This is a genomic window from Methylobacterium terricola (assembly GCF_006151805.1).
GTDB classification, from domain to species: domain Bacteria; phylum Pseudomonadota; class Alphaproteobacteria; order Rhizobiales; family Beijerinckiaceae; genus Methylobacterium; species Methylobacterium terricola.
In genome coordinates this window covers 1-25,835 of sequence record NZ_VDDA01000022.1, presented here as the reverse complement: position 1 = coordinate 25,835, position 25,835 = coordinate 1, and the positions used below count along the sequence as shown (strand labels likewise).

At 72.3% G+C, this 25,835-nt stretch carries 24 protein-coding genes; 16 read left to right on the top strand and 8 right to left on the bottom strand.

The genetic code is table 11. The features are described from left to right. The first annotated feature begins 8 nt into the window (after positions 1–8). From FF100_RS28835 to FF100_RS28825, 3 genes are all read left to right on the top strand, one after another. A complete protein-coding gene (locus FF100_RS28835) occupies positions 9–2,114 on the top strand; it encodes a 3-hydroxyacyl-CoA dehydrogenase NAD-binding domain-containing protein (RefSeq protein ID WP_139039234.1) in 2,106 nt (701 codons plus the stop codon). A 236-nt stretch (positions 2,115–2,350) separates the two neighbouring features. Further along, positions 2,351–3,559 (top strand): pimeloyl-CoA dehydrogenase large subunit, encoded by a 1,209-nt coding sequence (gene pimC, locus FF100_RS28830; protein ID WP_139039233.1) that lies wholly within the window; start codon positions 2,351–2,353, stop codon positions 3,557–3,559. A gap of 248 nt (positions 3,560–3,807) precedes the next feature. Beyond that, positions 3,808–4,956 carry an acyl-CoA dehydrogenase family protein gene (locus FF100_RS28825; RefSeq protein ID WP_139039232.1) on the top strand — a complete coding sequence of 383 codons (1,149 nt, stop codon included), beginning with the start codon at positions 3,808–3,810 and terminating at the stop codon, positions 4,954–4,956. A 143-nt stretch (positions 4,957–5,099) separates the two neighbouring features. On the opposite strand, the gene FF100_RS28820 is transcribed toward FF100_RS28825, so the two are convergent. The 5 genes from FF100_RS28820 to FF100_RS28800 all read right to left on the bottom strand — a co-directional run bounded on the left by FF100_RS28820 (position 5,100) and on the right by FF100_RS28800 (position 9,130). Continuing rightward, on the bottom strand, positions 5,100–6,026 hold the full coding sequence (locus tag FF100_RS28820; RefSeq protein WP_139039231.1) for a dihydrodipicolinate synthase family protein: 927 nt from the start codon (positions 6,024–6,026) through the stop codon (positions 5,100–5,102). Positions 6,027–6,042: 16 nt separating this feature from the next. Next, entirely contained in the window at positions 6,043–6,798 is a 756-nt protein-coding gene (locus tag FF100_RS28815; protein ID WP_246102492.1) for a FadR/GntR family transcriptional regulator, read from the bottom strand. A 103-nt stretch (positions 6,799–6,901) separates the two neighbouring features. Further along, positions 6,902–7,972, bottom strand: a complete 1,071-nt coding sequence (locus tag FF100_RS28810; RefSeq protein WP_139039230.1) for an endonuclease/exonuclease/phosphatase family protein — start codon at positions 7,970–7,972, stop codon at positions 6,902–6,904. Positions 7,973–8,052: 80 nt separating this feature from the next. Next, positions 8,053–8,973, bottom strand: coding sequence for a site-specific tyrosine recombinase XerD (locus FF100_RS28805; protein WP_139039229.1), 921 nt, complete (start codon positions 8,971–8,973; stop codon positions 8,053–8,055). A gap of 10 nt (positions 8,974–8,983) precedes the next feature. Beyond that, positions 8,984–9,130: a histidine kinase gene (locus tag FF100_RS28800; protein ID WP_139039228.1), complete on the bottom strand. Its 147-nt coding sequence runs from the start codon at positions 9,128–9,130 to the stop codon at positions 8,984–8,986. A gap of 233 nt (positions 9,131–9,363) precedes the next feature. Here FF100_RS28800 and FF100_RS28795 point away from each other — a divergent pair, with 233 nt between their 5' ends. Together FF100_RS28795 and aroB are read left to right on the top strand one after the other, a co-directional pair. Beyond that, on the top strand, positions 9,364–10,047 hold the full coding sequence (locus FF100_RS28795) for a shikimate kinase (protein ID WP_139039227.1): 684 nt from the start codon (positions 9,364–9,366) through the stop codon (positions 10,045–10,047). Between the two features lie 43 nt (positions 10,048–10,090). Next, positions 10,091–11,200: a 3-dehydroquinate synthase gene (gene aroB / locus FF100_RS28790; RefSeq protein ID WP_246102490.1), complete on the top strand. Its 1,110-nt coding sequence runs from the start codon at positions 10,091–10,093 to the stop codon at positions 11,198–11,200. A 9-nt stretch (positions 11,201–11,209) separates the two neighbouring features. Here aroB and FF100_RS28785 read toward each other — a convergent pair whose 3' ends face one another. Further along, complete coding sequence (locus FF100_RS28785) at positions 11,210–11,779, bottom strand: Uma2 family endonuclease (protein ID WP_139039225.1); 570 nt, start codon at positions 11,777–11,779, stop codon at positions 11,210–11,212. Positions 11,780–11,819: 40 nt separating this feature from the next. After that, a complete protein-coding gene (locus FF100_RS28780; protein ID WP_139039224.1) occupies positions 11,820–12,371 on the bottom strand; it encodes a DUF3237 domain-containing protein in 552 nt (183 codons plus the stop codon). A gap of 173 nt (positions 12,372–12,544) precedes the next feature. Here FF100_RS28780 and FF100_RS28775 point away from each other — a divergent pair, with 173 nt between their 5' ends. The 5 genes from FF100_RS28775 (at position 12,545) to FF100_RS28755 (ending at position 21,247) form a co-directional block, all read left to right on the top strand. Beyond that, a complete protein-coding gene (locus tag FF100_RS28775; RefSeq protein WP_139039223.1) occupies positions 12,545–14,212 on the top strand; it encodes a tannase/feruloyl esterase family alpha/beta hydrolase in 1,668 nt (555 codons plus the stop codon). 169 nt (positions 14,213–14,381) lie between these two features. Further along, on the top strand, positions 14,382–15,389 hold the full coding sequence (locus FF100_RS28770; RefSeq protein ID WP_139039222.1) for an AAA family ATPase: 1,008 nt from the start codon (positions 14,382–14,384) through the stop codon (positions 15,387–15,389). A gap of 4 nt (positions 15,390–15,393) precedes the next feature. Then, on the top strand, positions 15,394–16,308 hold the full coding sequence (locus FF100_RS28765; RefSeq protein ID WP_139039221.1) for a DUF58 domain-containing protein: 915 nt from the start codon (positions 15,394–15,396) through the stop codon (positions 16,306–16,308). A gap of 9 nt (positions 16,309–16,317) precedes the next feature. Continuing rightward, complete coding sequence (locus FF100_RS28760) at positions 16,318–19,140, top strand: DUF4159 domain-containing protein (RefSeq protein ID WP_139039220.1); 2,823 nt, start codon at positions 16,318–16,320, stop codon at positions 19,138–19,140. Positions 19,141–19,168: 28 nt separating this feature from the next. After that, entirely contained in the window at positions 19,169–21,247 is a 2,079-nt protein-coding gene (locus FF100_RS28755) for a hypothetical protein (protein WP_139039219.1), read from the top strand. Positions 21,248–21,485: 238 nt separating this feature from the next. Here the strand turns inward: FF100_RS28755 and miaA are convergent, their stop codons facing one another. Next, complete coding sequence (gene miaA, locus FF100_RS28750; protein ID WP_139039218.1) at positions 21,486–22,418, bottom strand: tRNA (adenosine(37)-N6)-dimethylallyltransferase MiaA; 933 nt, start codon at positions 22,416–22,418, stop codon at positions 21,486–21,488. A gap of 59 nt (positions 22,419–22,477) precedes the next feature. On the opposite strand from miaA, the gene serB reads away from it, so the two are divergent. The 6 genes from serB to FF100_RS28720 form a co-directional block, all read left to right on the top strand. Further along, positions 22,478–23,374, top strand: a complete 897-nt coding sequence (gene serB / locus FF100_RS28745) for a phosphoserine phosphatase SerB (RefSeq protein ID WP_139039217.1) — start codon at positions 22,478–22,480, stop codon at positions 23,372–23,374. Positions 23,375–23,410: 36 nt separating this feature from the next. Continuing rightward, entirely contained in the window at positions 23,411–24,040 is a 630-nt protein-coding gene (locus FF100_RS28740) for a DNA-3-methyladenine glycosylase I (protein ID WP_139039216.1), read from the top strand. Continuing rightward, on the top strand, positions 24,037–24,651 hold the full coding sequence (locus FF100_RS28735) for a YfbR-like 5'-deoxynucleotidase (RefSeq protein WP_139039215.1): 615 nt from the start codon (positions 24,037–24,039) through the stop codon (positions 24,649–24,651). Before FF100_RS28740 ends, FF100_RS28735 begins: the two co-directional genes overlap by 4 nt. Positions 24,652–24,683: 32 nt before the next feature. After that, positions 24,684–25,196, top strand: coding sequence for a tyrosine phosphatase family protein (locus tag FF100_RS28730; RefSeq protein ID WP_139039214.1), 513 nt, complete (start codon positions 24,684–24,686; stop codon positions 25,194–25,196). 141 nt (positions 25,197–25,337) lie between these two features. Beyond that, entirely contained in the window at positions 25,338–25,628 is a 291-nt protein-coding gene (locus FF100_RS28725; RefSeq protein ID WP_139039213.1) for an exodeoxyribonuclease VII small subunit, read from the top strand. A gap of 69 nt (positions 25,629–25,697) precedes the next feature. Next, positions 25,698–25,835 (top strand): 1-deoxy-D-xylulose-5-phosphate synthase N-terminal domain-containing protein (locus FF100_RS28720; RefSeq protein ID WP_139039212.1); only part of this gene is annotated, 138 nt, incomplete at its 3' end.

Here is a 25,835-nt window from a genome sequence, read left to right as displayed (position 1 = left end):
AGCCGACCATGGCGCAAGACGCGAACGCCCAAGGTAAGCCCACCAACGACAACGTCGTCGCGACCGCCCGCGAGGGCGCGGTCGCGGTGCTGACGCTGCAATCCGGCCCGGTGAACGCGCTGGGCTCGGGCCTGCGCCAGGGCATCCTGGCGGCGATCGAGGCCGCGGAGGCCGATCCCGCCGTGAAGGCGATCGTGCTGATCGGCGGCGGCCGGATGTTCTCGGCCGGGGCCGACATCACCGAGTTCGGCAAGCCGCAGAGCGGCATCGGCCTGCCGGAGCTGCTCAACCGCATCGAGGCGGTGGGCAAGCCGGTCGTCGCGGCGATTCACGGCAACGCGCTCGGCGGCGGGCTCGAGACCGCGCTCGCCTGCCATTACCGGGTGGCGGTGCCGTCCGCCAAGGTCGGCCTGCCCGAGGTCAAGCTCGGCATCCTGCCCGGCGCCGGCGGCACCCAGCGCCTGCCGCGGGTGGTCGGGCCGCGCAAGGCGCTCGAGGTGATCGTCGGCGGTTCGCCGATCGGCGCCAAGGCGGCGGCCGGGATGGGGCTGATCGACGAACTGGCGCCGGAGGATGGCTTGCGCGCCCACGCGGTCGCCTTCGCCGAGCGGGTGGTGGCGGAGGGGCGGCCGCTCACCAAGATCCGCGACCGCGACGACAAGATCGCGGAAGGCCGCGACGATCCCGGCCTGTTCGCGGCTTTTCGCGATGAGAATTCCCGCAAGACCCGCGGCTTCGAGGCGCCGGAGGCCTGCATCGCCTGCATCGAGGCGGCCTGCCGGCTGCCCTTCGACGAGGGGATGGCCTTCGAGCGGGCGGAATTCCAGAAACTCGTCACTGGCACCCAGTCGGCGGCACAGCGCTACGTGTTCTTCGCCGAGCGCCAGGCCGCCAAGATCCCGGACGTGCCGGACGACACGCCCGCCCGCCCGATCGCCCGCGTCGGCGTGATCGGTGCCGGCACGATGGGCGGCGGCATCTCGATGAACTTCTTGAATGCCGGTATCCCGGTGACGATCGTCGAGACGAAGCGCGAGGCGCTCGACCGCGGCCTCAAGACCATCCGCACCAACTACGAGAACACCGCCAAGAAGGGCCGCCTGAAGGCTGAGGACGTCGAGACCCGTATGGGCCTCCTCAGCGATACCCTGGAGCTGGAACGGCTCGCCGAGTGCGACCTCATCATCGAGGCCGTGTTCGAGGATATGGGGATCAAGAAGGAGATCTTCTCCAAGCTCGACACCATCGCCAAGCCCGGCGCGATCCTGGCGTCCAACACCTCCTATCTCGATATCGACGCCATCGCGGCGATGACCCATCGCCCGGCCGACGTGATCGGCATGCACTTCTTCTCGCCGGCCAACGTCATGCGCCTGCTGGAAGTCGTGCGCGGCGAGAAGACGGCGAAGGACGTCATCGCCACGGCGATGCAGATCGGCCGCAAGGTCGGCAAGATCCCGGTGCTGGTGGGCGTCTGCCACGGCTTCGTCGGCAACCGGATGCTGGCGGAGCGCCAGCGCGAGGCCAACCGCCTGATCCTCGAGGGCGTCACCCCCTGGGACGTCGACCGGGTGATCTACGAGTTCGGCCTGCCGATGGGACCGTTCACGATGAGCGACCTCGCCGGCCTCGACATCGGCTGGAGCCGGGAGACCAACAAGTCCGAGAGCGTGCGCGACCTGCTCTGCGAGCAGGACCGACGCGGCCAGAAGACCAGCGCCGGCTTCTACGACTACGACGCCAAGCGCAAGGCGACCCCGTCCAAGGTCACCGAGGAGATCATCGCGACGGTCGCCGAGCGCCAGGGCGTGGCACGGAAGGATGCGACCGACCAGGAGATCCTGGAGCGCTGCCTCTACCCGATGGTCAACGAGGGCGCGAAGATCCTGGAAGAGGGCAAGGCGATCCGGGCCTCCGACATCGATATCGTGTGGATCAACGGCTACGGCTGGCCGGTCTATCGCGGCGGCCCGATGTTCTGGGCCGACACGATCGGCCTGCCCAAGGTTCTGGAGCGCCTGCGCGCCTACCAGGCCGAGTACGGCGACGCGTTCAAGCCGTCGGCGCTGCTGGAGCGGCTGGCCGCGGAAGGCAAAGGCTTCAAGGACCTGTAGCGCGCTTGCGAACCCTCCCCCCTCTGCGGGGGAGGGTGCCCGGCGGAGCCGGGCGGGAGAGGGGACGCCGCTGCCGGACAAGGCGGAACCGTTCTGAAGGGCGCCACATCCTTCACCGTCGCGCTGTCCCTCTCCCGGCCCCTGCTGACGCAGGGGCCACCCTCCCCCGCAGAGGGGGGAGGGTTCAAGCGTCGAGCCAGACTGACACGAGCAAATCACCTCCCGAGGAGGCATCCATGGACCTTCGCTTCACCCCCGAGGAGCGCGCCTTCCGCCAGGAAGTCCGCAGCTTCTTCCAGGACAACCTGCCGCAAGAGATCCGCCAGAAGATGATCGACGGGCGCCATCCGTCGAAGGACGACATCGTCACCTGGCAGAAGATCCTCAACACGAAGGGCTGGGCGGTGCCGAACTGGCCCGTCGAATGGGGCGGCACCGGCTGGGATCCGGTGCGCCAGTACATCTTCCTGGACGAGCTCCAGAGCTTCCCGGCGCCGTCGCCGCTGCAATTCGGCGTCTATATGGTCGGTCCGGTGATCGCCCAGTTCGGCAACGACGACCAGAAGAAGCACTTCCTGCCGCGCATCGCCAATCTCGACGATTGGTGGTGCCAGGGCTTCTCCGAGCCGGGCTCCGGCTCCGACCTCGCCTCGCTCAAGACCAAGGCCGTGCGCGAGGGCGACCACTACATCGTCAACGGTCAGAAGACCTGGACCACGCTCGGCCAGTACGCCGACTGGATCTTCTGCCTGGTGCGGACCGACGCCACCGTGAAGAAGCAGGAGGGCATCAGCTTCCTCCTCATCGACATGAAGACGCCCGGCATCACCGTGCGGCCGATCCAGACCATCGACGGCGGACACGAGGTCAACGAGGTCTTCTTCGACGACGTGAAGGTGCCGGTCGAGAACCTGGTCGGCCAGGAGAACAAGGGCTGGGACTACGCCAAGTTCCTGCTCGGCAACGAACGCACCAACATCGCCCGGGTCGGCGTCTCCAAGCAGCGCATCCGGCGCCTGAAGGAGCTGGCGGCGCTCGAGCGGGTCGGCGACACGCCGATCCTGGAGAACCCGCGCTTCCGCGAGAAGCTGGCGGCGCTCGAGATCGAGCTGAAGGCGCTCGAGATGACGCAGCTGCGCGTCGTCGCGGCCGAGCGCACCCGCGAGAAGGGCAAGCCCGATCCGGCCTCCTCGATCCTCAAGATCAAGGGCTCGGAGATCCAGCAGGCGACGACCGAATTGCTGCTGGAGGTCGTCGGGCCCTACGCGCTTCCATACGTCCCGGAGGACGAGGGCGACGAGGCCTTGAGCAACGAGCCGCCGGTCGGTCCCGACTGGGCCGGTCCCGCCGCACCGACCTACTTCAACTGGCGAAAGATCTCGATCTACGGCGGCTCGAACGAGATCCAGAAGAACATCATCGCGAAGGCGATCCTGGGGCTGTAGCCCTCGGATTTCTCGCTCGCTCCCCCTGTCCCGGACGACTGAAACGAAGTGGAACGAGATCCGGGAACCAGCCGTAAGATGTGCCGCGACGCGGCTCTGCTCGTTGCACCGTCGCCGACGATCGGACGCGTCGCGAGTCTTGTGCTGGATCCCGGATCGCATTCCGCTGACGCTGCATGGGCCCGGGACAGGGGAGCCAGACCGTTCGGCCGTGCGGCCGGCCCCCGATCGACCAGGAACATACATCGATGGATTTCGATCTGAGCGAGGAGCAGCGCCTTCTCAAGGACAGCGTCGAGCGCCTCCTCGCCGACCGCTACGACTTCGAATCCCGCAAGCGCTACGGCAAGGAACCCGAGGGCTTCGCGACGGCGATGTGGTCGGCTTACGCCGAGCAGGGCCTGCTCGCGGTGCCGTTCTCGGAAGAGGATGGCGGCATCGGCGGCGGGCCGGTCGAGACGATGATCGTCATGGAGGCGTTCGGCGGCGCGCTGGCGCTCGAACCCTACCTCGCCACGGTCGTGCTCGCCGGCGGCGTGCTGCGCCACGCGGCGAGCCCCGAGCAGCGCGCCGAATGGCTCCCCGGCCTGATCGCCGGCGAGACCCGCTACGCCCTCGCGCATGCCGAGCGCCAGGCCCGCTACGATCTCAACGACGTCGGGGTCACCGCGCGCCGCGACGGCGATGCGTGGGTGCTGGAGGGCGAGAAGTCCCTGGTCCTGCACGGCGACAGCGCCGACCGGCTGATCGTCTCGGCCCGCACCGCAGGCTCCCGGCGCGACCGTGACGGCATCGGCCTGTTCCTGGTCGAGGCCAATGCGGAGGGCGTGTCCCGCCGCGGCTACCCGACCCAGGACGGGATGCGGGCGGCCGAGGTGTCGCTGTCCTCAGTGCGCGTCGGGGCCGACGCGGTGATCGGCGATCCCGCGGGCGGCCTGCCGGTGATCGAGCGGGTGACCGACGAGGCGATCGCCGCGCTCTGCGCCGAGGCCGTCGGCGCGATGGACCGGATGCACACCCTGACGGTCGAGTACCTGAAGACCCGCAAGCAGTTCGGGGTGACGATCGGCTCGTTCCAGGTGCTCCAGCACCGGGCCGCCGACATGTTCATCGCCCTGGAGCAGGCCCGCTCGATGGCCTTCCTCGCTACCATGATGGCGGGCGAGGACGATGCGGAAGAGCGCGCCCGCGCCATCGCCGGCGCCAAGGTGCAGATCGGCCGCTCCGGCCGCATCGTCGGCCAGGGTGCGGTGCAGCTCCATGGCGGCGTCGGGGTGACGATGGAGTACAGCGTCGGCCACTACTTTAAGCGGGTCACGATGATCGACCAGCTGTTCGGCGACGCCGACCACCATCTCGGCCGCGTCGCCCGGATGGGCGGGCTGATCGCCGCCTGATCGCGAGGCGGGTCCGGCTCATCTCCGGGCTGGAACCGTCCCGTCCGAGACCGGAGGGTGCCGAGAGCGGCCTCCGGTCTCGACGCCAGGCCGGTGCGGGCGACGGAGAGGGCGAGCTGAAGCCCGCTCCTCGCGCCTGCCGATCACCGCCCCCAGCGCAACACCGCCGCGTCGAGGCTCCCGGCGATCTCGATCAGCCCGGCCCGGGTCGCCGGATGGACCGGCTCGAGGGGCGCACGCAGCGCATCCGACCGGATGATGCCGCCCTCCTTCATCAGGATCTTGGCCGCGGCAAGCCCGGTCTGGCGGTTCTCGTAGTTGATCAGCGGCAGCCAGCGGCCATAGGCCTGCACCGCCTCGTCCCGGCGCCCGGTGAGGTAGGGGTCGAGGATCTGGCGGATGCCGTCCGGGTAGCCGCCGCCGGTCATGGCGCCGGTGGCGCCGGCATCGAGGTCGGCGAGCAGCGTGATCGCCTCCTCGCCGTCCCACGGTCCCTCGATCGCGTCGCCGCCGAGTTCCAGCAGCGTCCGCAGCTTGGCCGCCGCCTGCGCCGTCTCGATCTTGAAGTACGACACGTTCGCGACCTCGCGGGCGAGCCGCGCCAGGAAGGCCGCCGAGAGCGTCGTGCCGGATACCGGGGCGTCCTGGATCATGATCGGGATCGAGATCGCGTCCGAGACCGTCCGGAAGAAGCGCTCGATGCCGGCTTCCGTCACCCGGATCGTCGCTCCGTGATAGGGCGGCATGATCATCACCATGGCGGCACCCAGGTCCTGCGCCCGCCGCGAGCGCTCGGCGCAGATATGGGTGGCGAAATGCGTGGTGGTGACGATCACCGGCACACGGCCGGCGACGTGCGTCAGCACGGCCGTCATCACCTCGTCGCGCTCGGCATCGGTGAGCACGAACTGCTCGGAGAAGTTGGCGAGGATGCACAGGCCGTTCGAGCCGGCCTCGATCATGAAGTCGATCGCCCGGCGCTGGCCGTCGAGGTCGAGGGTGCCGTCGTCGTGGAAGATCGTCGGGGCGACGGGGAAGACGCCGCGATAGGGGCGGGGCGCTGTCGTCATGGCTTGTCTCCTCAGGTCAGGCAGCAGTTCCGTGGCGGCGCAGGCCGTTATGGATCACGTGGCGGACGGCCTGCGCCGCGGCGTCCGGGTCGCCGGCCGCGATGGCCGCCACGATGGCGGCGTGGGCGGCGAGCGCGATCTCGCGCTCCGCGGCCTCGACCGGGGCGCTGAGCTGGAACGAGGCCCGCAAAGCCACCTCGATGACCCCGCCGATCGAGCGCATGAACGGGTTGCCGGAGGCGACCGCGACGGCGACGTGAAGCGCGAGGTCGCCCTCGGCGAAGCCGTCCGAATCGGACGGTGCGGCGCGCATCCTGGCCAATCCCGCTTCGAGGGCGGCGAGGTCCTCGGCGGTCCGGCGCTCGGCTGCCAGCGCTGCCGCCGCCGGCTCGACGGCGAGGCGGATCTCGGCGAGGTCGCGCAGGAAGCGGCGGTCGATCCCGGCCTCCAGATGCCAGGCGAGGACGTCGGCATCGAACATGTTCCAGGCCGCGCGCTCGCGCACCACCGTGCCGACCCGGGCCTTGGTGGTGAGCAGCCCCTTCGCCACCAGCGTCTTGACGCTCTCGCGCAGGACCGGCCGCGAGACCGCGAACATCGCCAGGAGGTCGCCGTCCCCCGGCAGCTTGGCGCCCGCCGCGTAACGGCCGCCGATGATCGCCGTGCCGAGGCTGCGCGCCACCTCGGCGTGGTTCGACCGCGCCCGCCCGGACGGGATCACCACGAGGCCGTCCGCTCCCGGGGCGTGACACATGGTGAAGGGCGCGCGCATTCGTGTCCCGGACGAGGCGCTCCGCGGCGCCGGTCGTCCCGTTACACCACGCCAGCGCCTCGCTGAATAGTCATACTGTTTGACTTTTACCGGCCGCGCCGTGTCAGGGTTGGGCGGCCTCCCGCGCCTCGGCCACCGCCTCGTCCCCCTCCCGCCTTTCCTCGGCATCGGCCGCCGGCGGTTCCTGCACCGCCTCGGCGGCGTGGTGGCGGCAGAGCCGGATCAGGATCGGGAAGTGGTCGGAGCCGACGTTGTCCAGCCGCTCCAGCCGGGCGACCAGGAAGTGCTCGGAGAAGAACACGTGGTCGAGGGGCCAGCGCAGGATCGGCCAGCCCGCATGGAAGGTCGGATAGGCCCCGCGCCCGACCCGCGGGTCGAGGAGGCCGCCGATGGCCTGGAACAGGCGGGTGGTGCGCGACCAGGCGACGTCGTTGAGGTCGCCGGCCACCACCGTCGGCCCTCCCTCCCGCGCCACCTCCCGGGCGACCAGCACCAATTCGCCGTCCCGCGTCGCGCTGCTGTGGCCCGGATGGGGCGGGCGCGGATGCACGCCGTGGAAGGTGAAGCGCTCTCCCGACGGGAGCGTGACGCCGGCGCGTACCGACGGCACGTCGCGCTCGATCAGGAAGCGCACCGTCACGTCGTCGAGCGGCAGGCGCGAATAGAAAATGAGACCGTAGGTGTTGTCCTGCGCCTGGTCGACGCCGTGGGGATAGCGCGCCCGCAGCGGGTGGAGCGCGTCGCGCCAGCCCGCATCGGTCTCGAGGGCCAGGATCAGGTCGGGATCGTGTCGCCGCACCAGCCGCAGCAGGCGATCATAGGCCCGGTTCGATTGCAGCACGTTGACGATCAGGATCGAGACGCAGGTTGCCGGATCCGCATCCACCGGCGCCGCGGCGGCTGTCGGCCGGGCCAGGCGGGTGAAGGGCAGGATATGCCGCAACTGCAGCCCGAGCGCGGCGAGCAGCCCGGCCCCGAGGGCGAGGGAGACCGGATCGTGTCCGGCCACCACCAGCAGGATCAGGACCGGCGGTATCGCGCTCGCGATCTGGAATCGCGGGAAGTCGAAGGTGCGCACCACCCCGGCGCGGCTGCGCCAGAACGGCAGCAGCGTCGCGACGATGAGGACAGCCGCAAGGGCCTGCGCGACGATGGACAGGGTCGTGACCGGCACGTGCTGCTTCCCCCCGCGGCTTGCCGCCGCTCACGGGGGCGAGATAGGTCGCGCCGGTCCGCGCGTCACCCGTCGCGGCGTCAGGCGCTCGCCAGCGGATGGAGGTCGCGCACCATCTGCTTCAGCCGCTCGTCGAGGACATGGGTGTAGATCTGCGTCGTCGAGATGTCGGCATGGCCGAGCAGCTCCTGGATCACCCGGAGGTCGGCGCCGTTCTGCAGCATGTGGCTGGCGAAGGCGTGGCGCAGGACGTGCGGGCTGATCCGGTCGGTGCGGATGCCGGCTGCCGCCGCCACGGCCTTCAGGTCGCGGGCGAAGGCCTGCCGGGTCAGGTGGCCCGTCTCGCTGTCGGCGGGAAACAGCCACGGACCGGGCGCGGCCAGGGTCGCGAGATGGGTTGCCATCGCCTGGCGGGCGACCTCGGTCAGCGGCACCAGGCGCTCGCGCCCGCCCTTGCCGCGCACCACCAGGAAGCGCTCCTTCGTGGAGCCGGCGGCGCGGGGCAGGGCGACCAGCTCCGACACGCGCAGGCCCGTGGCGTAGAGGAGCTCGATCAGGCAGTGCATCCGCCCGGCCCGCGCCGCCTCGACCGGATTCGGCGCCGTCGCGGCAGCCTCCTTGGCGACCGAGAGCAACCGGTCGACCTCGGCGACCGAGAGCACCTTGGGCAGGCCGCGGCCGCGCTTCGGCCCGGAGACCGGGGCGGTCGGGTCGCTCTCCGCCAGCCCTTCCGCGTAGAGGAAGCGGTGGAAGCCGCGCACGCAGGAGAGCCGCCGCGCCGCCGAGGTGCTCTTGAGCCCCCGCGCCTCCAGCTCGGCGAGGTAGGCGCGGATCCCTGAGGCCTCGACGTCTCCCGGCGCGAGGCGCTTGCCCTGGAGATAGGCGAGATAGTCGTCGAGGTCGCGCCGGTAGGCCGCCAGGGTGTTGGCGGCGGCGCCCCTCTCGGCCGCCAGCATGTCGAGATAGGCGTGCATCAGGCCCTGGGGGGCCGAACCGCTCATATCCGGACGCTCATTTCGGCTGTAGCTTCGTGGCGGGGATGGTGACGGAGATCTCGCGCGGCGTCGGCTCGACGAAGGTGGCGAGCGCGAACATCGCCGCGAAGGCGAGCCCGGCCAGGATCGCCACCACGGCCAGGAAGCGGAAGAGGGTCGGCACGTCGGACGGGCCCCGGGACTACGCGTGACAATGAGCGGCGCGGACGCCCTGGCGTCGGCCACCTTGGCCGTCGGTTCGACCATGCGCGGCGTCCCGAGGCAAGGCCGCCCGGGCGGCGGCCGGCGGAATGCCGGCGGCTGTTGCGCGGGCGCCTCCGCGGTGAGCCGGGACAGGCGGGATTTTCCGGTTTCCGCCGTTTCGCCCTGCGCGAAAAACAGGCTAAAGAACGCCGCATGAACCAGCGTCCCCCTCATGAACAGTCGATCGAGTCGCGCGTGCGCCGGGGCCTCGGCCTGCGCTCGATCGTGCTGGTCGGCCTCATGGGCGCGGGCAAGAGCACCGTCGGCAAGCGCCTGGCGGGGCGCCTCGGCCTGATCTTCAAGGATGCCGACCACGAGATCGAGGCGGCCGCCGGCCTGACCATCCCGGACATCTTCGCCATCTACGGCGAGCCGAGCTTTCGCGATGGCGAGGAGCGGGTGATCACCCGCCTCCTGCGCGAGGGCCCGATGGTGCTCGCCACCGGCGGCGGCGCCTTCATGCGGCCCGAGACCCAGGCCCGCATCGCCGAGGCCGGCGTCTCGGTCTGGCTCAAGGCCGATCTCGACGTGCTGATGCGCCGGGTGCGCAAGCGCCCCGGCCGGCCGCTGCTCCAGAACGAGGATCCGGAAGGCACGATGCGCCGCCTGATGGACATCCGCTATCCCGTCTATGGCGGGGCCGACGTGATGGTGCTGTCGCGCGACGTCTCGCACGACCGGGTCGTGCAGGACGTGCTGGAGGCCCTCGACGCCTACATGGTCGGCGAGCCGGCGGGAGCCCTGCCAGGCGAGGCGCGGGGCGGCGGTTCGGAGTCCGGCGGCCCGGATGCCGGTGGCCAGCACGAGCCCGCCGGCCCGGCCCTCGCCGCGCAATAGCCGCCTTCGCCTCGACCGCTCCCGACGACCGGATGTGACAACCGTGCAGAGCCAGACCGTTCACGTGCCCCTCGATGGCGGCCGGGCCTACGACATCCTGGTCGGGCGGGGGCTCCTCGCCGAGATCGGCCCCCGTGTCGCGGCGCTCAAGGCCCGGGCGGTCGGCGTGGTCAGCGACGAGACCGTGGCGGCGCAATACGGCGCGGCCGTCACCGCCTCGCTGGCCGAGGCGGGCTTGCGCACCACCCTGATCGCGGTGGCGCCGGGCGAGGGCTCGAAGAGCTACGCCGGCTTCGCCCAGGTCTGCGACGGGCTGATCGCCCATCGGATCGAGCGCGGCGACCTCGTCCTGGCCCTCGGCGGCGGCGTCGTCGGGGACTTGGCGGGCTTCGCCGCCGCCTCCCTGCGCCGGGGCGTGCGCTTCGTCCAGGCGCCGACCACGCTTCTGGCCCAGGTCGATTCCTCGGTCGGCGGCAAGACCGGGATCAACTCGCCCTACGGCAAGAACCTCGTCGGCGCCTTCCACCAGCCGAGCCTGGTCCTGGCCGACACCGCCTCCCTCGATACGCTGTCGTTGCGCGAGATGCGCGCCGGCTACGCCGAGGTGGCGAAGTACGGGCTGATCGACGATCCCGCCTTCTTCGCCTGGTGCGAGGCGAACATCGCCGAGATCTTCTCCGGCGGCCCGGCGCGGGAGGCGGCGGTGGCGTCCTGCTGTCGCGCGAAGGCCGGCGTGGTGGTGCGCGACGAGCGCGAGGACGGCGAGCGGGCGCTGCTCAACCTCGGCCACACCTTCGCGCACGCCCTCGAGCGCCTGACGGCCTACGACTCCGCCCGCCTCGTCCACGGCGAGGCGGTGGCGATCGGCCTGTGCCTCGCCTTCCGCTTCTCCGCGCGCCTCGGCCTGTGCCCGGGCCAGGATGCCGGCCGCGTCGCCAACCACCTGGCGCTCGCCGGCCTGCCGACGCGCCTCGCCCAGGTTCCGGGTGGCTGCGGCGACGCCGACCAGCTCCTCGACGCCATGCGCCAGGACAAGAAGGTTCGCGACGGGGCGCTCACCTTCATCCTGGCGCGGGGGATCGGCCGGAGCTTCATCGCGCCGGGGATCGAGGCGGGCGCGGTGCGGGAGTTCCTGGTGGAGGAATTGGGGTAAGCCCCGAGCTCAGGCGAGCGGCATGTCGTCGTAGATCGTCTCGAACGCCAGCGTGACACCGATTTCCGGTAATTCGACGAATGCGGTGCAGACGATCGGTGCGAGGCCGCCGTCCGGATTGCGGCGATATACTGTCACGGATTGGCGATCCTGCCTCACGAGCACAACGCTCCCGATCGATGAAACGGCGGCATAGGCGGCGAGCTTGGACGCGCGGCGTTTCGGCCTCTCGCTCGGCGACAGAACCTCGAACACGACGAGCGGTGCAGGCGTGATGCAGAGATCGTGGCGACCGTCGTCGATCGCCACGATGACGTCGGGCGCAACGGTTCGGGCGGCGTCCGGCACCGGCACCTGGCTCGGGCCGGACGGACGCCAGGGGCTGCCATGACGGCGCCGGTGCTGCCGCAGGGCCTCGAGGATGTTGACCTGGATCCAGTCGTGCCGCCGCGTCGGCTGCGGGTTCTTCAGCGGCACCCCGTCGTCCAGTTCCCAGCGTTCCCCCTTCGGCCGCTCCTCCAGGAAGGCCAGGAAGCCATCGAGGCTCATCGGTGGGTCGTGGGTCTCGGCGGCGCGCATGGCAGGCGCTCCCGGCTGCTCCCCGTTAGTCTACCATGTGTCACGCCAAGCGGAAGGCCCGCACCAGCACCGCCTCCCGCGCCGGCCGCAGGCTCGCGAGGGTGCCGACCAGGACGAGCCGGTTGAGCCAGGCATGCGGCCCCTCGGGCGCCGTCACGTCGATGGTCGAGAAGCGGTAATCGGGCGCGCCGTCACGGCCCGGATCGACCAGAACCTGATTGCGCACCGTCAGGATCGCGCCGTCCTCGGTCTTCATCTCGTAGAGGGCATCGAGGCGGCGGACGCCGTCCTTGCGCACGAGCTGCCGGTCGGCGCCGCCGGGCAGGACCGTGCCGCGGATCCGCGGCCCCTGGAAGACCCCGCCGGTGATCGGCACGATGCGGCGCTCGCCGAGGGGCGATTCGCCCAGCGGCACCATCGGGGCGATCTCGACCACCGCCTCGTAGACGAACTCCGTCTTCGGCATCGCCAGCGGCAGGTCGGTGAGGGGCGCGGAGGTCTCCGCCGCGAAGGCGGGGCCGGTGAGGGCGAGGCCGGCGCCGGCCAGCAGCAGGGCACGTCGGTCGGGTTTCAGGGCGTCCCGGTCGGGCATGGCGGATCCTCCCTCGATCTTGTTCGTCCGCCGATCATGCGCCTGCGCGACACGTGGCGACAGGGGCGGGGATGGGCTGCCGCAGCGTTTCGAACCACGATTCCGGCGCCATCGCTTGACGGACAGCGACGGCCCGGGCCGAGTGGCGGCGAAACCCTGGGTGAGGAGCGATGATGACCAGCGGCGCGACTCGGCGGAACGGCAGAGGGAGGGCGGGACACGTCCTGCCGGTCGTCCTCGGCCTCACCGGCCTCTCCCTGCCGGCTCTCGCCGATCCGCTCGCCTGCGGCGACCTCGCGCGGCTGGCGCGATCGGACCTGCGCATCACCCGGGCCGAGGCGATCCCCGCCGGCACCCTGCCGGCCGACAATCCGGGCCGCGCCGCCCTCACCGGGGCCGCCCGGGCGAGGGCGGCCCTGCCGGCCCATTGCCTCGTCGAGGGCACGATCGACCCGCGGGTCGGGGCAGGGGGCGTTTCCTACGGCATCGGCTTCCAGCTCCGCCTGCCGGAGGCGTGGAACGGCCGCTTCCTGTTCCAGGGCGGCGGCGGCCTCGACGGGGTGGTCAACGAGGCGATCGGCGCGATCCCGGTCTCGGGCGCGACGGCGCCGCCGGCCCTGCTGCGCGGCTACGCCGTCGCCTCGACCGATTCCGGCCATCGCGGCCGCGACAATGCCGATGCGTCCTTCGGGCTCGACCAGCAGGCGCGGATCGACTTCGCCTATGGCGCTATCGGCACCGTGGCGCGGGAGGCGAAGGGCCTGATCGCGGCTCGTTACGGCCGTGCGCCTGCGCATGCCTACTTCATGGGCTGCTCCAATGGCGGCCGCTCCGCCCTGATGGCGGCGACGCGCTTTCCCACCGCCTTCGACGGCATCGTCGCCGGCGCCCCGGCCTTCCGGCTCACCCGCGCCGGCCTCGGCCAGGTCTGGGACACCCAGGCCTTCCTCGCCGCCGCTCCGAAGGATGCCGAGGGAAGGCCGATCCTGGCGGAGTCCTTCAGCGAGGCCGACCTGGCTCTCGTCGCCGGCGCGGTGCTCAAGGCCTGCGACGCCGCCGACGGGCTGGCCGACGGCATGGTCGATGCGGTCGCGTCCTGCCGCTTCGACCCGGCGAGCCTTGCCTGCCCGGGCGACAAGACCGCGTCCTGCCTCGGCGAGCGCCAGGTCGAGGCCCTGCGCCGGGCCTTCCGGGGCGCGCAGGATTCGCAAGGAAAACCGGTCTACGCCGCGTGGCCGTGGGATCCCGGCCTCGCGGCGCCGGGCTGGCGGGCCTGGAAGCTCGGCACCTCGAAGACCGCGGTGCCGAACGCCCGCAACGCGACGCTCGGGCCGGCGGCGATCGCGAACTATTTCCTGACCCCGCCCGACCCGGGCTTCGACGCCCTGCGCTTCGACTTCGACCGCGACGTCGCGCGCACCGCCGAGACCGCCGCGATCAACGACCCGACCGGGACGTTCGTGTCGACCTTCACCGCCCGTGGCGGGCGGCTCCTCGTCTATCAGGGCGTCGCCGATCCGGTCTTCTCCGCCCGCGATCTCGTCGCGCACTGGCAAGCCCTCGCCCGCGACAACGGCGGCGCGGCGGCCTTGTCGGAGCGGGCGCGGCTGTTCCTCGTTCCGGGCATGACCCATTGCGGCGGCGGCCCCGCCCTCGACGATTTCGACCCGCTCGCCGCGATCGAATCCTGGGTCGAGGGCGGCAAGGCGCCCGACACGATGCCCGCCCGCGGCACCGCGTTCCCGGGCCGCACCCGGCCGCTCTGCCCCTACCCGAAGGAGGCGCGGTACGATGGCGGCGAGGCGGACAAGGCGGAGAGCTTCGCCTGCCGGGAGCCATGAGGGGCGCGGCCGATCAAGCCTGCGTGAGAGGCCGGAGCATGGGCTCGCACCCGCGTGCCGCACCGCCCTGCGTCGTCGCGCCGACCTTGCCTTGCGGTGCGGAAGGGATCCACACTCGCGGATCCCGGACGCTGCCTCAAGGCACGCCGGACGATGACGAGGACACCGCATGATGGAAGCCAGCGCGCCGGCCGCGACCCCGATGGATGACGGCATCGTCGCCGCCGCGGAGGCCTGCCTCGCCAGCGTCGGGCGCGCCCGCGAGGCGATCCACGGGGTCATCTTCGGGCAGGAGCAGGTGGTCGACCTGGCGCTGGTGACGATCCTGGCCGGCGGCCACGGCCTGCTCGTCGGCCTGCCGGGCCTCGCCAAGACCAAGCTGGTCGAGACCCTCGGCACCGTGCTCGGGCTCGACGCCCGCCGGGTGCAGTTCACCCCCGACCTGATGCCCTCCGACATCCTCGGCAGCGAGATCCTCGACGAGGACCAGGACCGGCACCGCTCGTTCCGCTTCGTGCGCGGGCCGATCTTCACTCAGCTGCTGATGGCCGACGAGATCAACCGGGCGAGCCCGCGCACCCAGTCGGCCCTGCTCCAGGCGATGCAGGAGCGCTTCGTCTCGGTGGCCGGCGCCCGCCACGACCTGCCGCGGCCCTTCCACGTGCTGGCGACCCAGAACCCGATCGAGCAGGAGGGCACCTATCCGCTGCCCGAGGCCCAGCTCGACCGGTTCCTGCTCGAGATCGATGTCGGCTATCCCGACCGCGCCGCCGAGCGCCGCATCCTGCTCGAGACCACCGGTGCCGAGGAGCACCGGCCAACGGCGGTGATGGACACCGACGCCCTGCTCTCGGCCCAGCGCCTGGTCCGGCGCCTGCCGGTCGGCGAGGCGGTGGTCGACGCGATCCTCGACCTCGTGCGCTCGGCCCGCCCGGTCGGCGGCGACGCAGCTGTCGCCGACAAGCTGCTCTGGGGCCCGGGCCCCCGCGCCAGCCAGGCCCTGATGCTGGCGGTGCGCGCCCGGGCGCTGATCGAGGGCCGGGTCGCTCCTTCCGTCGACGACGTCGCGGCGCTGGCCGAGCCGGTGCTGAAGCACCGCATGGCGCTCACCTTCGCGGCGCGGGCCGACGGCGAGACGATTCCCGGCCTGATCGGCCGCCTCGTCGGGCGGCTCTGACCCGGTGGCCCCGACGCGCGTCCTCGACGCCGCCGCCCGCGCGCCCGGCCGGCGGGAGACCGAGACCGCCCTCACGCTCGCCGAGCGGATGCCGCGGCTGATCCTCGAGGCCCGCCGGGTCGCCGCCACCCTGGCGCATGGCCTGCACGGCCGCCGCCGGGCAGGGCCGGGCGAGAGCTTCTGGCAGTTCCGGCCCTTCGTCGCCGGCGAGGCGGCGAGCCGGATCGACTGGCGCCGCTCAGGGAGGGACGACCGGCTCTACGTCCGCGAGCGCGAATGGGAGGCGGCCCACACCGTCTGGCTCTGGGTCGACCGCTCGGCCTCAATGGGCTTCGGCTCGGACCTCGCCCAGGCGCCGAAGATCGAGCGCGCCCTCGTCCTGGCGCTGGCGCTCGGCGACACCTTCGTGGAGGCCGGCGAGCGGGTCGGGCTGCTCGGCCTGTCGCGCCCGCTCGCCACCCGCACCATCGTCGAGCGGATGGCCGAGACGCTGGCCGCCGACACCTCCGGCCTCGACGAGGACCTGCCGCCCCGCGCCCCCGTCGGCCGCTTCGACGAGGTGGTGCTGGTCGGTGACTTCCTCTCTCCCCCCGAGCAGGTGCGTTCGGCGGTCTCGGCCATCGCGGCCGGCGGCAGCCGCGGCCATCTGGTGATGGTGGTCGATCCGGTCGAGGAGACGTTCCCGTTCTCCGGCCAGGCCGAGTTGCACGACCTGGAGGCCGGCCTGTCCCTCCGGGTCGGCGATGCCGCGGCCTGGGGCGAGGCCTATCGGCGGCGGATCCGCCAACACCGCGACGCGTTGGCCGAGATCGTCCGGGCCCAGGGCTGGACGCTGACGCTGCACCGCACCGACCGGCCGGCGAGCGAGGCGGCGTTCCGCCTCGTCACCCTGGTCGCCGCCGCCCGCAGCGCGGGCTGAGGATTCCTCATGTTCGGATTGCCCCTCAGCTTCGCCGCCCCCGCCGCCCTGGCGGCGCTCTTCGCCCTGCCGGCACTCTGGTACCTGCTGCGGGTGACGCCGCCGCGGCCGCGCCGCATCGATTTCCCGCCGCTGCGGATCCTCGCCGACCTGCTGCCGGAGCGCGAGACACCGGCCCGCACGCCACCCTGGCTGCTGGCGCTGCGCCTGCTGGCCGCCGCCTGCCTGATCCTGGCGGTGTCGGGACCGGTCTGGAACCCGAGCCCGCAAGGCGCGGGCGACGGGCGCACGCCCCTTGTCCTCGTGCTCGACAACGGCTTCACCGCGGCGCAGGACTGGCGCGACCGGGTCCGCGTCGCGACCGCCGAGGTCGAGGCGGCGGCCCGCGCCGGGCGGCCGGTGGCCCTGCTCGCCACCGCCTCGGCTCCGTCGGCGCTGGAGGCGACCAGTCCGGGCCCCGCCCTGGAGCGCCTGCGCGCCATCGAGCCGCTGCCGCACCTCGCGGATCGTGCCGCGCAAGCGCCGGCGCTCACCGCCTTCCTCGATCGCAACCCGGGCAGCGCGGTGGTCTGGGTGCATGACGGCGTGGCGGGGCCGGAGGGCGACGCCTTCCCGAAAGCCCTTGCCCAGGCGGCCGCCCGCACGAATGCCGCGATCACCGTGCTCAAGGCCGAGCGCCCGCCGGCCCTGGCGCTCGCCGGCCCCGACTCCTCGGGCGGCCAGCTCGGCGTCCGCGTGGTGCGGGCGGCGCCCAATGGGCGCGATGCCGGCACGGTGCGCGCCCTCGACGCCAAGGGCCTGCCGCTCGCCGAGACGAATTTCGCGTTCAGCGGCACTGCCGACGCGGCCGAGATCCGCTTCGACCTGCCGGTCGAGCTGCGCAACGCCATCGCGCGGTTCGAGATCGCGGGCGAGCATTCGGCCGGCGCGGTGGTGCTCGCCGACGAGCGCGGCCGCCGCCGCCGGGTCGGCCTCGTCTTCGGCGGCACCGCCGACCAGGCCCAGCCCCTGCTCTCGCCGACCTATTATCTCTCCCGCGCCCTGACCCCCTTCGCCGACGTGCAGGAGCCCCGGCCCGGGCGCGGCGTCGCCGAATCGATCGGGCAGATGCTCGATTCCCAGGTCTCGGTGCTGGTGCTCGCCGATGTCGGCGCCCTCGATCCCGCGACCCTGGAGCGGGTCTCGGCCTTCGTCGACAAGGGCGGCCTGCTGCTCCGCTTCGCCGGGCCGCGGCTTGCCGCCGGCAGCGACGACCTCGTCCCGGTGCGCCTGCGCCGCGGCGGGCGGACGCTCGGCGGCACCCTGTCCTGGGACAGCCCGCGCACCCTGGCGCCATTCGCGCCCGAGAGCCCCTTCGCGGGCCTGACGCAGCCGGCCGATATCGGCGTGCGGCGCCAGATCCTGGCCGAGCCGGACGGCGACCTGGCCCGGCGCACCTGGGCCGCCCTGCAGGACGGCACCCCGATCGTCACCGCCGCGAAGCGCGGGGAGGGCATGGTGGTCCTGGTCCACGTCACCGCCGACACCACCTGGTCGAACCTGCCGCTCTCGGGGCTGTTCGTCACCATGCTGCGCCGGGTCGTGGCGCTCGCCGGCACCACCCCGCCGACCGCCGGCACCAACCCCGGCACCCCGCCGCCGGTGCTGGCCCCGCGCCTGACCCTCGACGGCTTCGGCGCCCTCAAGACGCCCCCCGCCACCGCCCGGGCGGTCCCGGCGACCTGGACCGAACGGGCGACGGCCGAGCACCCGCCGGGGTTTTACGGCCCGGCCGATGGCGGGCTGGCCGTCAACGCGCTCACCGCGGAGGATCGGTTGAAGCCCCTCGACCTCTCGAGTCTCACCGGCGCCCGCTTCGGCGGCCTGGAAGAAGCCCGCACCCGCGACCTGCGCGGGCCGTTCTTCCTCGCCGCCCTGCTGCTCCTGGGGCTCGACACCCTGGCGAGCCTGTGGCTCGGCGGCTTCCTCGGGCGGATGACGGCGCACCTGCGCCGCCGGCCGGCGACCGCGGCCCTGATCCTCGGTGTCCTGCTGCTGGGAGCCGCGCCCGACGCCGCACGCGCCGCCGAGCCCGCCGCCAACCGGCCGAACGGCATCGAGTCGGCCCTCGTCACCCGCATCGCCTACGTGGTCACGGGTGACGCCGCCGTCGACGAGACCAGCCGGGCCGGCCTCGCCGGCCTGACCCAGATGCTGGCGAGCCGCACCGCCCTCGAACCCGGCGAGCCCGCCGGCATCGACCCCGCCCGGGACGAGCTCGCCTTCTACCCGCTGATCTACTGGCCGATCGTGCCGAGCCGGCCGCTGCCGAGCGCGGACACGATCCGGCGCATCGACGCCTTCATGAAGAACGGCGGCACGGTGATCTTCGACACCCGCGACGCGATGACTGCGCGCCCGGGCGGCTCGCCGACGCCCGAAGCGCTCTATCTCCAGCGCATGCTCGCGACGCTGGAGGTCCCGGAACTCGAGCCGGTGCCCCGTGACCACGTGCTCACCAAGGCGTTCTACCTCGTCGACAGTTTTCCCGGTCGCTACGCCACCGGCCAGACCTGGGTCGAGGCGCTGCCGCCCGTCGGCGAGGGCGGCGAGCGTCGTCCGGCCCGAGCCGGCGACGGCGTCTCGCCGATCGTGATCACGGGCAACGACCTCGCCTCCGCCTGGGCGATCGGCCGGCGCGGCGAGGCGCTCTATCCCCTTGTCGGCGGCGACCCGCGCCAGCGCGAGATGGCCTTCCGCGGCGGCGTCAACCTCGTGATGTACGCGCTCACCGGCAACTACAAGGCCGATCAGGTCCACGTGCCGGCGCTGCTGGAGCGGTTGGGGCAGTGAGGCATCGGATCACACAACGGTATCTGTCATGCTGAGTCTCAGCCTCGCCCCGCTCGTCCCCGTGCCGATCCTCTGGGCCCTGGGCGGGCTCACCGCGGTTCTCGCCGCCGTCGCGGTCCTCGCCCGCGGGCCGGTGGCCCTGCTCCGCGTCCTCGTCCTCGCCCTGGTGCTGCTGGCGCTCGCCAATCCCTCGCTGGTCCAGGAGGAGCGCGAGCCGGTGAAGGACGTGGTTGCGGTGGTGGTCGACCGTTCGGGCTCGCAGAGCCTCGGCGACCGGCCGGCGATGACCGACCGGGTTCGGGCCGAGCTGCAGCGGCGCCTCGGCACGCTCACCGAGATCGAGCCGCGCTTCGTCGAGGTGCCGGAGACGGGTGGCGACGAGGGCACACGGCTGTTCACGGCCCTGTCCAGCGCGCTCGCCGACGTGCCGCCCGATCGTCTGGCCGGCGTCGTGATGCTGACCGACGGCGTCGTCCACGACGTTCCGGCGAACCTCGCCTCGGCGAGTTTCAAGGCGCCGCTCCACGTGCTGGTCACCGGCCGGCCCGACGAGCGCGACCGGCAGATCCGCCTGATCGAGGCGCCGCGCTTCGGCATCGTCGGGCGCGACCAGACCATCCGGGCCGAGGTGATGGAGCGCGGCGGCACCGGCTCGGCGGTGGTCACGGTGCGCCGCGACGGCGAGGAGGTGACGCGCCAATCCGTGCGCACCGGCCAGCCCTTCAACCTGACCCTGCGGGTCGAGCATGGCGGGCCCAACGTCGTCGAGATCGAGGCCGAGGCGCTGCCGGGTGAGCTGACCACCGCCAACAACCGTGCCGTGCTGCCGATCGAGGGCATCCGCGAGAAGCTCAGGGTGCTGCTCGTCTCGGGCGAGCCCCATGCTGGCGAGCGCACCTGGCGCAACCTGCTCAAGTCCGACGCCAACGTCGATCTCGTCCACTTCACCATCCTGCGCCCGCCGGAGAAGCAGGACGGCACCCCGATCTCCGAACTGTCGCTGATCGCCTTTCCGACCCGCGAGCTGTTCCAGCAGAAGATCAAGGATTTCGACCTCATCATCTTCGACCGCTACGCCAACCAGAGCGTGCTGCCGTCGAGCTACTTCGACAACATCGTCCGCTACGTGCGCGAGGGCGGGGCGCTGCTGATCGCCGCAGGGCCGGAATTCGCCTCCGCTGCCAGCCTCGCCCGCACGCGGCTCGCCGCGATCCTGCCGGGCGAGCCGAACGGACGGGTGATCGAGCGGCCCTACAAGGCGGCGTTGACCAACAGCGGCCAGCGCCACCCCGTCACCCGCGACCTGCCGGGCTCCGAGGCCTCGCCCCCGGCCTGGGGCGACTGGCTGCGCCTGATCGGCGCCGAGGTCCGGCCCGGTGTGACCCCGATCATGGCCGGCGCCGAGTCGCAGCCGCTGCTGGCTTTGTCCCGCGAGGAGAAGGGCCGGGTGGCGCTGCTGCTCTCCGACCATGCCTGGCTCTGGGCCCGGGGCTACCAGGAAGGCGGGCCGCATCTCGACCTGCTGCGTCGCCTCGGCCATTGGCTGATGAAGGAGCCGGCCCTGGAGGAGGAGGCGCTGCGGGCCAGCGCCACCGGCCACGGCCGCGAGGTCCGGGTCGAGCGCCAGACCATGGGCGACACCGCCGACCCGGTCACCGTGACGGCGCCGAGCGGCAAGGCCCGCACCCTGACGCTGAACCCCGACAAGCCCGGCCTGTTCACCGCCACCTTCGAGGCCGACGAGCTCGGGCTGCACACCCTGCGAGCCGGCCCGCTCGTGGCCTTCGTGAGCGTCGGCCCGGCCAACCCGCGCGAGCTGGTCGACGTGTTCAGCGACACCGAGCGCCTGCGCGGCATCGCCGAAACCAGCGGCGGTTCGGTGCGCCGCCTCGCCGAGGCCAGCGGCGGGCTCGCCATTCCGCGGCTCCAGATCGCCCGCTCCGGCCGGCTCTCCGGTTCGGACTGGATCGGGTTCCGCCCGAGCGACAGCGCCGTGGTCCGGGGTGTGTCGGTGTATCCGCTCGGCCTCGGCCTCGCGGCCCTGGCGGCGCTGGCGGCGGCGGTGCTGGCGATGTGGCTGGTGGAGGGGCGGCGAGGGCGGGTGTGAAGGATGACCAGGCTTGTCTCTCAAGAGCTTGTCGCCGTCGGCTCATCCTGGTCGACGATCCCGCGCCTCGTTGACGCTGCCTGACAGCGGCTCTCAAGAAACCTCGCCAACCGACTGCGATACCGGGTGAAAGGCGGTCACGTCCGCCGGCTTTCCGCGACACCGTCACGAGGCCGTCCCTGACGAGGGAATGCTCTCGTTCGAAATCCGGCCCGGGTTCGGCGAGAGGACCGTGCCGTCAGTCCGTCCCCGCCCACAATCCCGCCTCCACCCCCGCCATCGCGGCCTCCGGCGCCACCCACGTCCAGTCCGCCCCCGCCTGGTGCCGGAACCACGTCACCTGCCGCTTGGCGTAACGCCGCGTATCCGCTTGGCCCCGGGCGACGGCCTCGTCGTACGAGACCTCGCCCCGCAGATGCGCGATCAGCCCCGGCACGCCATGGGCACGCATCACCGGCAGCATCGGATCGAGACCGCGGGCGGCCAGCGCCCGCACCTCGTCGAGGGCTCCGGCCGCCATCATGGCGAGGAAACGGGCGTCGATCCGGGCCCGCAAGACCTCGCGGTCGGGGGTGAGGAACAGCTTGCGGCAGGGCAGACCGGTGAGCGGGCCCGGACGGCGTGCGGCGTGGAAATCGGCGATCGGACGCCCCGTCGCGGCCAGGACTTCGAGGGCCCGCAGCACCCGCAGGCGGTCGTGGGGGTCGAGGCGGGCGGCACTGTCAGGGTCGCGGCCGGCGAGGGCGGCGTGCAGGGCCGGGGTCTCGCGTCCCTCGGCCCCGGCCCGCACCTCGGCCCGCACCGTCTCCGGCACCGGCGGAATCTCCGACAGCCCCTCGGTCAGGCCCATGAAGTAGAGGCCGGTGCCCCCCACCACGATCGGGAGGCGGTCCGCCGCCCAGGCCTCGCGCAACAGGGCGCCGGACTCCGCGAGGTAATGACCGACGGAAAAGTTCACCGCCCCGTCGACCGTGCCGTACAGGCGATGGGGCGCCAGCCCCTCCTCCTCCGCGCTCGGCCGCGCCGTCAGGCGATGCAGGTCGCGGTAGACCTGCATCGAATCGGCGTTGATCACGACGCCGCGATGCCGGCGGGCCAACGCCAGCGCCAGCGCCGACTTGCCCGAGGCGGTCGGCCCTGCGATGAGGATCGCCCGAACCCGCCCGTCCATGCCTGCCCCCCTCCACGCGTGGGCGGGACGCGCCGCCTGAGCCGAGCCCGAGAGCCCCGATGACCCTGGTCGCCACCCTGATAGCAAACCCGGAGCGCCCCGCCATCACCGACGCGGTGCTGGCCGAGGCGAGGGCGCTGCTGGCGACCGACCATCAGCCCCGCATCCTGCACGGCGAGGTCGCGGCCGAGATCCTGGCGGAGGGCGCACCCGCCGCCGCCCAGGGCCTCGCCGAGCGCCTGCGGCATGCGTTCCAGGGCGAGCCGATCGACGTCGCGGTCCAGGTCATGGGCCCGCATCGGCGCAAGCGCCTGTTCCTCGCCGACATGGATTCGACCATGATCGGCCAGGAATGCATCGACGAGCTTGCCGATCAGGTCGGGCTGAAGGAGCACGTCGCGGCGATCACCGAGCGGGCGATGCGCGGCGAGATCGCCTTCGAGCCGGCCCTGCGCGAGCGCGTCGCCCTGCTCAAGGGGCTGCCCCTGAAGGCCATCGGCGAGGTGATCGCCGAGCGCATCACCCTGACGCCGGGCGGGCGCACCTTGGTGCGGACCCTGAAGGCCCACGGCGCCTACACGGCCCTGGTCTCCGGCGGCTTCACCCTGTTCACCGGGCCGGTGGCCGCACTCATCGGCTTCGACGAGCACCGCTCGAACGTGCTCGAAACCGAGGACGACACGCTCGCCGGCGCCGTGGCGGAGCCGATCGTGGGGCGCGACGCCAAGCGTGCCGCGCTGGTCGAGCTGCGCACCCGCTTCGGCCTCGACCCGGCCGAGACCCTGGCGGTCGGCGACGGCGCCAACGACCTCGCGATGCTGGAGGAGGCGGGTCTCGGCGTGGCGTTCCGCGCCAAGCCCGCGGTCGCCGCCGTGGCCCATGCCCGGATCGATCACGGCGACCTGACCGGGTTGCTCTACCTGCAGGGCTTCGCGGCGGCCGAGTTCGTGGAGTAGGTTGCGTTCCGCCCCTGCACCGCTACACGACACCGGATGTCGACCGGATTGATCCTGCATGACGACGGCCGCCAGCGCTGCTGGTGGCCGGGCACCGACCCGCTCTACGTCGCCTACCACGACACCGAGTGGGGCGTACCGGAGCAGGACGACCGCGCGCTCTACGAGAAGCTGATCCTCGACGGCTTCCAGGCCGGCCTGTCCTGGATCACCATCCTGCGCCGTCGCGACGGCTTTCGCCGCGCCTTCGCGGAGTTCGAGCCGGAGGCGATCGCACGGTTCGGGCCCGCCGAGGTCGAGGCGCTGATGCGGGACACCGGCATCATCCGCAACCGCGCCAAGATCGAGGCGACGATCCGCAGCGCGCGCGCCTACCTGGCGATCCAGGAACGCGGGCCCGGCTTCGCCGCCTTCCTGTGGGACTTCGTCGACGGGCGCCCGCTCCAGCCGGGCCCGGCGACCCGGGCCGAGATTCCGACCGAGAGCGCGGTCTCGCGGGCGATGTCGAAGGCGCTCAAGGCGGAAGGCTTCGGCTTCTGCGGCCCGACCATCGTCTACGCCTTCATGCAGGCGGTCGGCATGATCAACGACCACCTCGTCGGCTGCTGCCGCCACGGCCCGTGCGCCGCCCTGCCGGGCCCGGGCGGCCTCGGGGTGCCGCGATGAGCAGCCAGCCTCGCGCCTGGCAGCGCATGCTGTCGGGGCGCCGCCTCGACCTCCTCGACCCGTCACCGCTCGACGTCGAGATCGTCGACATCGCCCACGGCCTTGCCCGGGTGGCGCGCTGGAACGGCCAGACGGCCGGCCCGCACGTCTTCTCGGTCGCCCAGCACGCGCTGCTGGTCGAGGCGATCGGCGGCGCCTTCGAGCCGGCGACCCATGCGGCCGGTCGTCTCGAATTGCTGCTGCACGATGCGCCCGAATACGTGATCGGCGACATCATCTCGCCGTTCAAGGCGGCGATCGGCCATTCCTACAAGGCGGTGGAGAACCGCTTGCTGGCGGCGATCCGCCTGCGCTTCGGCCTGACCCCGGAGCCGAGCGCGGCGATGCAGCGGCTGATCAAGCGCGCCGACCGCCTCAGCGCCTACCTGGAGGCGACCCGGCTGGCAGGGTTCTCGCAAGCCGAGGCCGGGCGGGTCTTCGGCAAGCCCGACCGCCTCGACATCGCCCTCGATGCCCTCCTGGACCCCTGGCCGACCGCCGAGGCGCAGGGTGCCTTCCTCGCCCGCTTCCACGCCCTCGCCGAGGCGATGCACCCGGCCGCGGCCTCATAGAACGGCCTCATCGAGAAGGATCCTCCGCCACCATGCCGACCCTGCACGTCTGCGCCCTGTCCCGCCTGCCCGAGACCGTCGCGGAGACGGGCGCGCGCCACGTGGTGACGCTGATCAACGTCGGCACGCCGGTGACCCGGCCGCCGAGCGTCGCCGAAACCGACCACCTGTTCGTCGGCATCAGCGACATCACCGATGCCCTCGACGGCCACGTCCTGCCCGACGAGGTGCATGTCCGGCGTCTCATCGACTTCGTGCGCGCATGGGGCCGGGAGCAGCCCCTGGTGATCCACTGCTATGCCGGCATCAGCCGTTCGACCGCCGCCGCCTTCATCGCGACCTGCGCCCTGCGGCCGGACCGGGACGAGGCCGAGATCGCCCGTGAGCTACGCGAGGCCTCGCCGTCGGCGACGCCGAACCGGCGCCTCGTCGCGGTGGCGGATGCCCTCCTCGGGCGCGACGGCCGGATGGCGGCGGCGATCGCGGCGATCGGCCGCGGTGCGGACGCCTTCGAGGGTGAGCCGTTCAGCGTCACCATTGACTGATTCCACTGTGGCCGAAAGGCAGCCCTGGCGCGCAAACGGGCACCGAGTGGTGCTCCCGGCGCCCTGCGGCGCCGCCGGAGGGTTGTTTCGTGCGACCTCACTCGCCATAACCCAACGCTCATCATGGGAGCATAGTAGCGCATGTCCGCAGCCCGGTCCGAAGCCAGCCGCGCGGCCGTCTCCGCACCCGCCGGCCCGACCGGAACCGCGGATCTGCCGTTCGAGAAGGCCCTCGAGGAACTCGAGGGCATCGTTCAGCGCCTGGAACAGGGCAACGTGCCGCTCGACGAATCCGTCGCGATCTACGAGCGCGGCGAGGCCCTCAAGCGCCACTGCGAGACGCTGCTGCAGCGCGCCGAGGCGCGCATCCAGCGCATCACGCTCGGGGCGGACGGACGCGCCGCCGGGACCGCGCCGCTCGATGTCGCCTGATCGCTCCCATTCTTCCCGCCCCGGCATCCGGCGGCGGGGTCTCTCCTTCCGGACGTGAGGATGGCTCCGGTGTCACCGCTCAACCTTCCCCTCCTCGACCGCGTCCGCGTTCCCGCGGACCTGCGCCAGCTGCCCGAGAGCGACCTGACGCAGCTCGCCGCCGAGCTGCGCACCGAGACCATCGACGCCGTCTCGGTCACCGGCGGC